We start from the raw sequence: 12,071 nt of genomic DNA, 5'->3' as shown, positions 1-12,071 counted from the left end.
GGATATGACACTTTAACTGATTCTGGATCAGTCACAGTACAATTTCCAACATACATTCCTGCAATGCAAAAAGCCATGAACAATCTGTGATCTTCTTCTGAATTCAAATCAGCACCCCTAATTTTTTCAGATGCCTTTAAGATTAATCCGTCTTCTTTTTCTTGAATTTCGATTCCAATCTTTACCAGTTCTCTTGATATAATTGCAATTCTGTCTGTTTCTTTTAATCTTGCATGTTTTACATTAAAAATTTCAATGGAGTTTGATGACTTTAGTGCTAATATTGCAAGTGGCGGAAGAAGATCTGGAGAATTGCTCAAATCAAATTTCCCCCCGTTTAATTTTTCAGGCGTTTTAATTTTAATCTGTTCATCTTCTACTGTGACTTGAACTCCTAGTTGCTCTAAAATATCTAAAAATATTTCATCACCTTGTGGTAGGTTTCCTATGCTGCCTTTTATGGTGATGTTTTCTCCACTTAATACATTTGCAGAAAGTAACAATGCCAGACTGGAAAAATCAATTGGAATTGTGAATGTGCATTCTTTATAGATTTGAGGCGAAATATTGTATCGTTTGTATGGGATTAGTGTCTGAACTGTGACTCCAAATTTTCTCATTGTAGATATGGTTGCATCAAGATATGGTTTTGATACTAAATTCCCTTCAATTGTTAAACTGATTCCATTTTCAGTTAATGGTGCACAAATTAATAATGATGAAATAAATTGGCTCGAAAAGTTTCCTGGAATTTTAACTTCTCCTCCTGTGATCTTTCCTTTGATTTTGATTGGTGGTTTTCCATCTGTTGAACTGCATTCTGCCCCAATACTTGTTAGTGCATCTAAGAGAGACTGCATTGGTCTTTTTTGCAAGCTAGCATCCCCCGTCAGTGTAATTTCCTCAGAAAATAAACTGGCAATTCCTGATGCTATTCTCATAGTGGTTCCTGAGTTTTCTGTATTGATTTCAGGCACTTTTGTGCCTATTTTGATAGGGTTTTTGACAATTATTGATGAATTTTTAATCTCTATTTCTGCACCAAATTTTTTACATGTTTCAATTGTTGCATTTGTGTCTGCCGAAAATAACACATTTTCTACAGTACTATTTTTTCCGGCAAGTGATGCAAGAAAAATTGCTCTGTGTGAATAGCTCTTGTTTGGAGGACATGTTATTTCCCCTGAAATTTTCGATTTTTCAACTCTGCACTTCATGAACTTCTGCCTTTTTGTTGTTGATTTTTGAAACAATTATGTGTCCCTCTAATGCTGAAAATACTTTCTTAATTGCCGCCTCATTTTCTTTTTTTGTAACTGCAGCTACTGATGGTCCATTACCTGATACTGATGCTCCCAGTGCTCCTTTTTCAATTAAATCTGTAATTATTTTTGGTTCTGAATTTAAAATTGATGCGGTAGCCAATCCATTGAGTATCATTGCATCCCAATAGTTTGTTTTTCTAGACAACTCCCATGCATTGTCAAATAAAGATGAGAGAATTTTCAATTTCTTTAGATTTCCTCTTTTTCTGTTCTTTGGAATGAAAATTACTGCAATTAGATTTGATGGTGCTTTTTCAAATTGGATTCTTTTCTTCTTTGCGTTATCTGTTACATTAAATCCCCCATAATAACAAGAACATGCATCATCATATGCTCCTGTGATGCTGACTTTGGATTCAATTGAGGCATCCACACCTGCCAATAAAATTTGTTGATCAGTAAGTTTAGGTTTGAATATTTTTGCACATGCCATGGCCACTGCTGAAGAAATTGCACTGGAGCTTTTCAATCCATAACCTGTAGGTATTTCTGAATTTAGAATAATTGATATCTTGTTTTGTTCTAAATCTTTTTTTGAAACTATTTTTTCGACTGTTTTATTGATTAATCTAGAACTGATTGTCTTGTTCTCTGATTCTATTACTATCCCTTTACCTGGACTAGTCTCTACGATTGCTTCTACTTTCAATTCTATTCCTAGTGTTGCCCCTTTCTGGTTTGCAATTGCATTTACCACTGAGACTGCTCCATGAACGACAGAATGTACTTTTGCCATCAAAATCCTCCTAACAGTGCTTTCTTCATGGCATTATAAGGTGCTTCTATACCGTGCCAAATCTTAAAAGCTCTAACTGCTTGACCTAAAAGCATTTCATAACCATAAATTACGATTGCTTTTTTTTCTTTTGCTTTTTTGAGAAAGTCTGTATTCATAGGTATATACACAATATCATACACGATTGTTTTTTCATTAATCCCTTCTAAAGAAATCGGACTGGGTTCGTTTTTCAATCCTATGGATGTTGCGTTAACAATAATGTCGTAATCTTTTGCAGTGTTTTTCACATCTTCGATCTTTATTGCGTTTGCGTCTAGACCTATGGTTTTTGCAAATCCTGAAAGTTCTTTTGCTTTTTCTAATGTTCTGTTTGCAATGGTCATGCGTTTTGCTTTTTCTTTTGCAAACCCTGCAACTATTGCTCTAGCAGCTCCTCCTGCACCAAGAAGAAGAACTTTGGCATCTTTTATGTTTAATTCTTTTTTCTTAAATGGCTCTAAAAATCCATCCATGTCTGTATTGTATCCTTTTAGAACTCCGTCTTTGTTTGATACTGTGTTTACTGCGCCAATCAAACTACATGATTCATCTATCTTGTCTAGATATTTCATCATCTCTATTTTATGTGGAATGGTAATGTTGAATCCGTCTATTTTGATTTTTTTTAATCCTTCTATACCGTCTGCTAATTCTCCCTTTGGAATTCTATATGCAATGTATGATGAATCTAAATTCAATTCTCTAAATGCTGCACTGTGAATATTTGGAGATAATGAGTGATCAATAGGGTCTCCGATAACTGCAAATGATTTACTCATATAATTTTTCAAAGTAATACGATTGATTTAAACTCTCAACTACTGATCTATTATTTTTTTAAATTTGTGATTTTTTTAACTTCATCTATACTAAATTGTCCTGGTGCAACTGCTTTTCCTAGTGACACGTAAGTATAGGGACTGCCTAAATACAGGCACAAAATCCTTGAAATTCTGCCATAATCTCCCATCGCAAAAGAAATAAGATTGGTTTTCCCTTTCTTGTTATACAATTCCAACATTCTAGTAGAATCATCTGTTGATTTTGCAGTGCACACAATTTTCACATTTGATGAAAATTTACTCATTTGATTGGCTTTCTTTTTCAACTCTGATGAATTTGGTGTTTTTTTAAAGTCATGCCATGAAACAAGCAATTTTGTTTTTGTTGATTTTAGATATCTCACCAAATCTTCATTTCTCTTCAACGTGTTAAATTCTACATCTAACAGGAATGGATTGTATTCTGCAATTAGTTTTAGAATTGAAATTCTTTCTTTTTCATTTCCTGAGAATTTACCTCCTTCTGTTTTTGGTCTTAATGTACAAACTGTTCTGTCTAATTCTTTTTTAATGATCTCCAATGTTTTTGGAATTTGCTCTTTCTTCAAAAAATCAAATCTCACTTCTGCAAAATCTGATTTTGAAAGTGCAATTTTCAATATTTTTTTTGTTTTAATTGGTGTGTTCTCTGCAACTGATACACAAGTTTTGTATTTCATTTTTCTAAAATATATTCATCTGAAACTTCCATTCCGAAATGTCTGCCTGTTGCTGGTTTAGAATGGACCATGACTGTATCTCCTTTTTTGAGATGGGTTACTGAAACCAATTGTCCATTTGATTTTACAAAGCGAATTGTTTCTGCATCCTGTGCTATGATTCCACCTATTTCTCCTCCTGCAGTAGCTTTGATCATCAACATTGGTCTTCTTTCAATCTTTGATCTTCCCACAGTTGCTCTTCTTGCTTTTCCTTTTGAATTAAGAATTAACACTTCAGAACCTGTTTCTACTTCTGAAAGATAGTTTGTAGTTCCATCTGGTGATAATGTATAGCAATGAACTGCGCCTGCATTTACTCTAAATGGTCTTGGTGATGTAAATGATGAACCCACTGATTCGTTATGTACTAGAAATAGGAAATTAGATCTACTTCCAATCAACATCCCTTCTCCTTTATGGAGTATCGATGCTGTATCTACGCACACTCGTTCTCCGTCTCCTACTTCTTTGATTTCTATGATTTTAGCCGGTTTCATATCAAAACTCTTTGTACCCAAGTATATCATGACCTCTCTGACTTCGTTAATTGATGAAGTGCTGAAGATAACTCCATCTACTCCTACCTCTAAAATTGAAAACATTTTTCTGACTTCTTCTGGAGTTCTTGCTATTGCAAAGATTTTGGTGTGTATCTTGTGTAACTTTGCAATTATGTTTTCTAATGGGATAATTTTCCAATCTTTGACTTCCACAATGACAAAATCTAATCCTTTCTTGGCAATGTTGAGGATGTTTTCAATATCTGAGTTTGATAATATCTGGAATTTTCTACCAATTTTTTTGCCCTTTGGTTTTGTTCCTTCTTTATCTAATACTACATAATCTGCTGCACTTGATGGAAATACTGTTTGAAGTTTTGTCTTTTTCTTACCTAGTTTTTTAGGATTCATGTATACCATTTTGATTCCCTCTTCTTCTAACTGAGGCAAAAATTTAGCTAATTGCATCTGCGATACTTTGGGTGAAATAATTAATTCTCTTGTCTTACTCAATTTTTTTCATTGCTTCCTTTGCGGTTCCTTTTTTGAAAATTATTTCAGCTAGTGCTTCTACTATTTTTTCAGGTGTTTTATGTGCAAAGATGTTTCTGCCATATGTAACCCCTTTAGCTCCTGCAGCCATAGCATCTTCAGTCATTTGAAGAATGTCTAAATCCGTTTTTGCTTTAGGTCCCCCTGCAATTACAATTGGAACTGGTGTACTCTTTACGATTTTTGAAAATGAATCAATGTCTCCTGTGTATAATGTTTTAACAATATCTGCACCGCACTCTGCTCCAATTCTTGCAACATGTGCTACAATTTCTGGTTCATGTGGGTTTTTGATGTTTTCTCCTCTAGGGTACATCATTGCTAAAAGTGGCATTCCCCACTTGTGGCATTGATCGGCAGTCATTCCGAGCTGTTCTAACATCTCTGGTTCTTCTTTACCTCCTATGTTGATGTGTAATGAAACTCCGTCTGCTCCCATTGCAACTGCTTCTTTTACAGTTCCAGTAAGCATTTTGCGATTAGGTGATAATGATAATGAAGTGCTGCTTGAAAAATGAACTAAAATTCCCACTTTGGTTGGTTTTGGTAATGATTTGATGATTCCTTTGTTGATAATTACGCTTGTAAGTCCATGACCCTCACATTTGTAAATTGTATTTGCTGGGTTTTCAAGACCTTCAATTGGTCCATTTGAAATTCCATGATCCATCGGAATGCATAGCATTTTTCCTTTCCTGAGAATTCGATTTAGTCTAATTTGATTTCCTGATACCATGATTTGATCTGTTTTTTGTGCCCTACTTAAAAATAACGTGAATCTTTGAACTTATTTTTCTCAATAGTTGCGTGCAAATCACCATTTTCGTTTAAACATTTTTGTTTGTTATTCCTATCAAGGATTAAATAGAAATTCTAGGGGATGAAGATCACTTGAGTCAGACTACTGAACAAATACAAAAAAGTGATATCAAAGATATTTTGGAAAACTCTCTTAATGGAAAAAGACCTGACTCTGAAGATTGCTTGAGATTATTGGAATCTGATGATGTTCATTTAATGGGTCTTGTTTCAGGGCATTTGACAAGAAAACAGTTTGGCAAAAAAGCTTCTTTTGTAAATAATATAATTCTAAATTATACTAATGTATGCATCACCGATTGCAAGTTTTGTGCATTTTACAGATCTCCCGGAGCTGAGGACTCTTACACATTAACACTTGATGAAATTGAAGCTAGGGTAAAAGCTGCATATGAAATGTTTAAGATCCGTCAAGTTTTGATTCAAGGGGGGCACAATCCTAATCTTAAGATTGAATATTATGAGGATGCATTTAGAATGATTCGGAAAAAATTCCCACATGTTGGAGTTCATGGATTATCTACATCTGAAATTGATATGATTGCAAGAGTTGAAAAATCATCAACAAAAGAAATCTTGTCTAGGCTAAAAGATGCTGGTCTACAATCAATGCCTGGAGCAGGAGCTGAAATCCTAACTGATTCAGTTAAAGAAATTATCAGTCCAAAGAAAATTTCTAGCGCTGCTTGGATAAGAATAATGGATGAAGCACATGCTATTGGAATTCCATCTTCTGCTACAATGATGTATGGTCATGTAGAAAACAATAATGATATTGTTGAACATTTCTCCAAACTTGTAAAATTACAAGAAAAAACCAAAGGTTTCATGGCCTTTATCCCATGGAATTTTGAACCAAATAATACTTTGATGCACGAAGAAGGAATTGTTGAATATGGTACTGGTGGAATTCAACTTTTGAAAATGATTGCAATTTCTAGACTCGTGTTTGGTGGGTTAATTCCTCACATCCAATCCTCTTGGTTAACTAATGGCGTTGGCATGGCACAGCTTGCATTGCAATATGGCGCTGATGATTTTGGAGGTACTCTGATTGGGGAGGAGGTTGTCTCTTGTACTGGAGCCCGCTCTACTGAACTTACAGATAAAATAATCATAGATACTATTCACCAGATTGGATATCAGGTAGAAGAGCGAGATAATTTTTACAATCCCCTTTCTATATTATAGTCCATAACTGGACCATTTAGAATCTACAAGATTCTTTGTATCTTCATCAACTTTGACTTGTTGTTGGATTTCTCTTTGATATCCCTCTTCTCTTGTTTTTTGAGTTGCGTCAATTCCCATTTTAGAACCCAAATTAACAAGAGGTGATGCTGGATCTAAAGTATCTGTTGGTGTGTTGTTAATGATTACTGTGTCTCTTGCGGCATCTGCTCGTGTGGTGACTGCCCATATCACATCATTGATATCGTGGACGTTGATGTCCTCGTCTACAACAACAAACATCTTGGTTAATGATAACTGTCCCATCCCCCATAGTCCCATCATTACTTTTTTTGCTTGACCTGGATATCTTTTCTTAATTGATATTATTGCAAATCCCTGAAACCACCCTGCAGCTGGCATACTAAAGTCTACGACCTCTGGGTGGAACATTTGGATTAGTGGTAAAAATGAACGCTCGATTACTTTTCCAATGTATGCATCTTCAAGAATTGGTTTTCCTACTACTGTTGTAACATAGATTGGATCTTTTCTTCTCATAATGCCTGTTAATGTGAATGTTGGATATGGTTCAACTGGTGTGTAGTATCCTGTATGATCTCCAAATGGACCTTCATCTCTAATGTCTGCAGGATCCACATATCCTTCTAAAACAATTTCTGCATTAGCTGGAACATCCAAATCAATTGTTTTACATTTTACAGTTTTGATTCCTTCTTTTCTTGTAATTCCTGCAAATAGATATTTGTCTAATCCTTCTGGAACAGGTGCAATAGATGAAAATATTGTTGCAGGTTCTCCTCCTATGATTATTGCAGTAGGAATCTTTTCTCCTTTATCTTTTGAAATATCACTATGATGTGCGCCTCTTTTGTGTTTCTGCCAATGCATTAATGCATGAGTTTTATCCACTATTTGCATTCTGTACACTCCCAAATTTCTAACTCCAGTTTCAGGATGTTTTGTAGCTACTAATCCTAAAGTTATGAATCGTCCTGCATCATTAGGCCATGATTTTAGAATTGGTATGTCATCAAACGATGCATCTGTTGATGTAATCTCAGTTACTGGTCCACTTGTTTCTTGTTTAGGAAATGATGCAGTCATTTTTGTAAGCTCTGGAAGTTTTTTGATTTTGTTTAGTAATCCTGATGGAACATCCATCTTTGTCATATCTGCAATACGCTGACCAATTTCTGTAAAGTCTGTCATTTCCAATCCTATCTCCAATCTTTTTATGGAGCCAAACGCATTTCCTAAAATTGGCATGTCGTATCCTTTTACGTTTTCAAAAAGAATTGCTGGTCCATCTGAGTACATTTTACGTCTCATAATTTCTGCAATTTCTAAATCCGGATCAACTTCTGTCTTGACTCTTTTTAGTTCGCCCTGTTTTTCTAACTCTGCAATGAATCCTCTAATGTCTTCTATTCCCACATTGATTCTCTAGTCAGATCAAGTATAAGCTTAACTCGATTCTACATTGGTGGAAGCTCAGTTTTTCTGTCATGTCCGCCAGAACCAAATTTACAGTAAAAACATAATTCTGACTCCATGTATTTTAGCTGCTCTACTTGAATTGCTCCAAGCTTCAATGCAATCTTTGTCAAAATTTTATACTTTAATGGCATTGCCGGAATCACTTCATCCATGTATACTCTATAATGATCGGGACAAAACTTTAGGGTAACTTTTGATGGCTCTTTTCCTTTTTCGTTGACTTGTTTTGTAAAATTGATCTGTTCTCGTATGTATTCGTGCTTTGGACATGGACAATCTTTGCCTCCTGGATGTTTGTATGCTGGAGTATTCTTCCAATCAAAATCTGGAAATTCTTTTTCAAAGTCATCCATACCATAAAATATGTAAATTAGCATATAAAACTAGATCAAAATTAGTTCTCGTAATCAACCCAAATGTACATAAACCCCGGATTGTCCTTGAAGAATATGGCTGCTGCTAAAAAGCAAACAAAAGTAGATCTTGAATCCAAGATTACTGAATTAGAAGCAAAGCTAAACAAACTTTCTACTCAGCTAGAAACAAAACCAGCTGAAGTAAAACCAGCAGAAACAAAACCTGCTGAGGTTAAACCGGCTGAAACAGAACCAGCTCCAGCAAAACCTGCTGAGAGACCTGCAGCAACTACAAAACCAAAAGGTACACTACCCAAAGGATTTGAAGAGAAACCTGCAGAGGTTAAACCGGCAGAAACAAAACCTGCTGAGAGACCTGCAGCAACTACAAAACCAAAAGGTACACTACCCAAAGGATTTGAAGAGAAACCTGCAGAGGTTAAACCGGCAGAAACAAAACCTGCTGAGAGACCTGCAGCAACTACAAAACCAAAAGGTACACTACCCAAAGGATTTGAAGAGAAACCTGCAGAGGTTCCAAAACCAGCTGAGACTAAATCACAACCTCCAGCAACTGTACAAGAAGCATTAGAGAATGCATACTATACTGCTCCAATGACATCATTCCATGATTACAGAGCTAAAGTAACCGGTTATTCTCCAGCTCCTAACAGATACTTTGTCAGACGAACTGCTCCTGTAGGAAAAGTTCCAACCAGAAACTGGAATGATCAGAAAGCAACAGTAACTGGTTACACCGCACCATCAAACCAGTACTATGCAACAAGGGCAAGAATCGCATACCACCCTGCTGATAAGACATTTGGAAGTTTTAGTGGAATCAATATGACCGTTGAAGGTGTTGCAGCAAAACCACAACAAACTCCAACTCCAGAACCACCAAAGCCTGCAAAAGGTACTTTGCCAAAAGGTTTCTAATTCAAAAACATCTTTTATTTTCTATTTTTAATAGTAATATTCTTCTTTGTTCATATTCTATATCGTACATGGCTCCAAAAATCGAATGTCCTAACTGTCAACAAAACGAATGGCTTGAAAATCCTGAACTTAGTTATCTTCCAACAGTTATGAAAATGGATGATGGAACTTATGCTGCAGATACTGAGAATGGAATTCATGTTAGGTTGTGGCGTTGTAACAACTGCATGTATGTCATGCAATTTTGGGAGCCTGATTAATCAAAAACAATTAAAATTTTACAAATTTTTCTTTCTTTTTACACATTTTTTGAATAAATCTTTTTGGTGATTCTCTTTTGCGTAAATTATTTCACCTCTTAGCCAAGCATGCATTCTGGGCATACTATCGTATGATTGGATATCGTGGCATATCCATAGTACAACTAGATGGACGTCCAAGAAAACCAATCATTATACAAGAGATAGGCAACCATTCGATCAAAAGGCGTATTAGATATAACAAAGAAGCACAAATATAGTTGTAGTTTGTCATGTGAATGATGACTTCATTTTATGAAGAAAGTGGTTTAAGTTCAGAAGATATATTTAGAGATATTCAAACGGAGCACACGATTTATCAGATTAATTCATCCGCAGAGGCAAAAAAAGCAGCTAACAAGATGAAGGAAGGAACAGATGAAATAATCAAAATGATGCAAGCTGCACGTAAAATTGCATATGATAAAAAAATTGAAACAGATGAATTGAAAATCAACTTATCTGAAAAAAGAGAGAAAATGAAAGAATTACAACAAGAACTTGAGCGTACAAAAAAACGTGAATTGGCAGTAGCTAAGAAAACGTCAAATTTAGTGATAGAAGTAAATAAAATAAAAGATGTGATAGAAAGAATCAAAGAAGCAACACAAGGTTTAGATCCAAAATATCTTGAACAATCTCAGAAGGAACTAGCAGATTCACTTATTAGAATTACATTAGAAACGGAAAAAGCACAAGGTGAGCTCAATGCAATAAGAAAGATGGAAGAGATCACATCTAAAAAACTAGTTACGGTTGAAAATGATTTCACAAAATCAGAAGCAGATGCTTTCAGCAAAATGAGAGAAACAGAACGAATCGTATCTAATGTATCAGCAACAATAGAACATATCATAAGAACATATGATGAAATAACAAATGTGTCAAAAGATCTTTTAAAATCATCAACATCACCAGAGGCAGAATTTAACAGTAAAAATAATTATGAATTTGAGCAAAATCAACCAGAACAAAAATTCGAGAATTTCAAAGTAGCAATTTGAAATACAGATAGTACTAATAAATGAAGCATAATGAAACTCTTGCCTGTGCAAAATTACAAACATTTGCAAAGCTAACTGATAAAATATTTGGAGATGGCAGTTTCTTGAACAATTCTTCTGTGGTGCTGTTTTGATTCTATCGTTTAGATTTTTAATGTTTTTTAAATCTTTATTATAATTATTTTAAATATCTTTTAATTGTTAATTAATTGACTGATCACATGATTGGTAAATCTGACATATTTGTTAGATCCACAATACTTGTTTTGTTTGCAATTATATTTTTTACCGTATCCTTGTTGATCTCATACGAGGGTTTTCAAATACCTCATGATCTTCGTACTAACCACATGTCAATTACTGATGTTACCTCCACATGCAAACAAATGGATTTCATTTTAAAATCTCATCATATGTCTTATGAACAAATGATTCGATTAATGAATGCTGATGAGTTGAATTCCTATTTGACTCCTCAACAAATTGGCGTTGTTGAACAATGCATGCGCGGAAAACTACCAGAACTAAGCTCTTATTTGACTCCACAAAAATTAGGTTTCTTTGAAGGGCTTGGAAATCACAAAGTGAGTGGGAAAGCCAAAATCATTACAATTGACCAAACTAATTATCTGAGATTTGATTATTTTGACATTGGTTATGATTCTAGAGTTGGCAAAAATTTTAAAATTCCTGAACTTCATGTATATTTGACTCAAAAAAATATTCTTTCTCCAGAAATTTATTTAGATAAATTGAAAACAAAGATGGGTGGTAAGAATTACAAACTACCTGATGATGTAGATTTAGATTTGTATGACACTGTGTTAATATTTGATGCGATTCAAAAAGAACCTTTTGCCAAAATACTGCTTGAAGATCCATTTTATGTTCGTGATGCCATAAATAATATTCTAGATGATTCTAAGAATATCGATCATCCTAAGATTAGTTCACAGATAATCTACAATAGGTATGGATTTCTTGAAGGTGTAGACGACTACAATGCAAAAGGAACTATGCTAATTGACTATGAGGAAGATGAAGGGGATCTCACGATTAAACAGTTTGAAGTATCAAAAGGGGAAGATCTTAGATTATATCTTACAAAAAATGGAGATGTGAAAAAAAATGGATACTGGACACTTGATTCTAAAGGCTTTGTGTATATCAGCAGTGCTACCACCAACGAAGTACTGCGATACTCGCCAAGCGGTGATTTTGTAGACGTCTTTGTAAGTTCTGGTTCTGGGGGCCTTTCTGGTCCT

General features: G+C 34.8%; 14 protein-coding genes. 6 read left to right on the top strand and 8 right to left on the bottom strand.

What is annotated here, in order from left to right; translation table 11 throughout:
* The 6 genes from aroA to OEW78_RS08180 form a co-directional block, all read right to left on the bottom strand.
* Positions 1–1,217: 3-phosphoshikimate 1-carboxyvinyltransferase (gene aroA, locus OEW78_RS08205; protein ID WP_300326793.1), on the bottom strand; the 1,217-nt coding region annotated here is incomplete at its 3' end.
* Positions 1,201–2,061, bottom strand: coding sequence for a shikimate kinase (locus OEW78_RS08200; protein WP_300326790.1), 861 nt, complete (start codon positions 2,059–2,061; stop codon positions 1,201–1,203). The genes aroA and OEW78_RS08200, both read right to left, overlap by 17 nt.
* Entirely contained in the window at positions 2,061–2,882 is an 822-nt protein-coding gene (aroE, locus tag OEW78_RS08195; protein WP_300326788.1) for a shikimate dehydrogenase, read from the bottom strand. The genes OEW78_RS08200 and aroE overlap by 1 nt, the downstream gene beginning before the upstream one ends.
* A 50-nt stretch (positions 2,883–2,932) precedes the next feature.
* Complete coding sequence (gene aroD / locus OEW78_RS08190; RefSeq protein ID WP_300326785.1) at positions 2,933–3,604, bottom strand: type I 3-dehydroquinate dehydratase; 672 nt, start codon at positions 3,602–3,604, stop codon at positions 2,933–2,935.
* On the bottom strand, positions 3,601–4,659 hold the full coding sequence (locus OEW78_RS08185; RefSeq protein WP_300326782.1) for a 3-dehydroquinate synthase II: 1,059 nt from the start codon (positions 4,657–4,659) through the stop codon (positions 3,601–3,603). Before OEW78_RS08185 ends, aroD begins: the two co-directional genes overlap by 4 nt.
* A complete protein-coding gene (locus tag OEW78_RS08180) occupies positions 4,652–5,434 on the bottom strand; it encodes a 2-amino-3,7-dideoxy-D-threo-hept-6-ulosonate synthase (RefSeq protein WP_300326779.1) in 783 nt (260 codons plus the stop codon). The genes OEW78_RS08185 and OEW78_RS08180 overlap by 8 nt, the downstream gene beginning before the upstream one ends.
* Before the next feature lie 155 nt (positions 5,435–5,589).
* Between OEW78_RS08180 and mqnC the strand changes: the two genes are divergently transcribed.
* Complete coding sequence (gene mqnC, locus OEW78_RS08175) at positions 5,590–6,708, top strand: cyclic dehypoxanthinyl futalosine synthase (RefSeq protein WP_300326776.1); 1,119 nt, start codon at positions 5,590–5,592, stop codon at positions 6,706–6,708.
* Here mqnC and OEW78_RS08170 read toward each other — a convergent pair.
* Positions 6,703–8,145, bottom strand: a complete 1,443-nt coding sequence (locus tag OEW78_RS08170) for a menaquinone biosynthesis decarboxylase (RefSeq protein WP_300326771.1) — start codon at positions 8,143–8,145, stop codon at positions 6,703–6,705. The genes mqnC and OEW78_RS08170 overlap by 6 nt on opposite strands.
* 41 nt (positions 8,146–8,186) lie before the next feature.
* On the bottom strand, positions 8,187–8,561 hold the full coding sequence (locus OEW78_RS08165) for a hypothetical protein (protein WP_014964742.1): 375 nt from the start codon (positions 8,559–8,561) through the stop codon (positions 8,187–8,189).
* A gap of 96 nt (positions 8,562–8,657) precedes the next feature.
* Between OEW78_RS08165 and OEW78_RS08160 the strand changes: the two genes are divergently transcribed.
* From OEW78_RS08160 to OEW78_RS08140, 5 genes are all read left to right on the top strand, one after another.
* Positions 8,658–9,503 carry a trans-sialidase gene (locus OEW78_RS08160; protein WP_300326767.1) on the top strand — a complete coding sequence of 282 codons (846 nt, stop codon included), beginning with the start codon at positions 8,658–8,660 and terminating at the stop codon, positions 9,501–9,503.
* A gap of 68 nt (positions 9,504–9,571) precedes the next feature.
* Complete coding sequence (locus tag OEW78_RS08155; RefSeq protein WP_300326764.1) at positions 9,572–9,763, top strand: hypothetical protein; 192 nt, start codon at positions 9,572–9,574, stop codon at positions 9,761–9,763.
* A gap of 77 nt (positions 9,764–9,840) precedes the next feature.
* Positions 9,841–10,023, top strand: a complete 183-nt coding sequence (locus OEW78_RS08150) for a hypothetical protein (protein WP_300326761.1) — start codon at positions 9,841–9,843, stop codon at positions 10,021–10,023.
* 21 nt (positions 10,024–10,044) lie between these two features.
* Positions 10,045–10,806, top strand: a complete 762-nt coding sequence (locus tag OEW78_RS08145; protein ID WP_300326758.1) for a hypothetical protein — start codon at positions 10,045–10,047, stop codon at positions 10,804–10,806.
* Between the two features lie 221 nt (positions 10,807–11,027).
* A partial coding sequence (locus OEW78_RS08140) for a DM13 domain-containing protein (RefSeq protein ID WP_366523054.1) occupies positions 11,028–12,071 on the top strand: 1,044 nt, incomplete at its 3' end.

Origin of the sequence: Candidatus Nitrosopumilus sp., assembly GCF_029882185.1 — an archaeon.
In the GTDB taxonomy this organism is placed as follows: domain Archaea; phylum Thermoproteota; class Nitrososphaeria; order Nitrososphaerales; family Nitrosopumilaceae; genus Nitrosopumilus.
Note: the sequence above shows the minus strand (reverse complement) of the source record. Positions and strands in the feature narration are given on the sequence as shown.

What these genes read in the sequence shown, in the direction of transcription:
- OEW78_RS08200 (WP_300326790.1), bottom strand. Translation starts at nt 2,061, where the DNA reads ATGGCAAAAGTACATTCTGTCGTTCATGGAGCAGTCTCAGTGGTAAAT.
- aroE (WP_300326788.1), bottom strand. Translation starts at nt 2,882, where the DNA reads ATGAGTAAATCATTTGCAGTTATCGGAGACCCTATTGATCACTCATTA.
- aroD (WP_300326785.1), bottom strand. Translation starts at nt 3,604, where the DNA reads ATGAAATACAAAACTTGTGTATCAGTTGCAGAGAACACACCAATTAAA.
- OEW78_RS08180 (WP_300326779.1), bottom strand. Translation starts at nt 5,434, where the DNA reads ATGGTATCAGGAAATCAAATTAGACTAAATCGAATTCTCAGGAAAGGA.
- OEW78_RS08165 (WP_014964742.1), bottom strand. Translation starts at nt 8,561, where the DNA reads ATGGATGACTTTGAAAAAGAATTTCCAGATTTTGATTGGAAGAATACT.
- OEW78_RS08160 (WP_300326767.1), top strand. Translation starts at nt 8,658, where the DNA reads ATGGCTGCTGCTAAAAAGCAAACAAAAGTAGATCTTGAATCCAAGATT.
- OEW78_RS08155 (WP_300326764.1), top strand. Translation starts at nt 9,572, where the DNA reads ATGGCTCCAAAAATCGAATGTCCTAACTGTCAACAAAACGAATGGCTT.
- OEW78_RS08145 (WP_300326758.1), top strand. Translation starts at nt 10,045, where the DNA reads ATGACTTCATTTTATGAAGAAAGTGGTTTAAGTTCAGAAGATATATTT.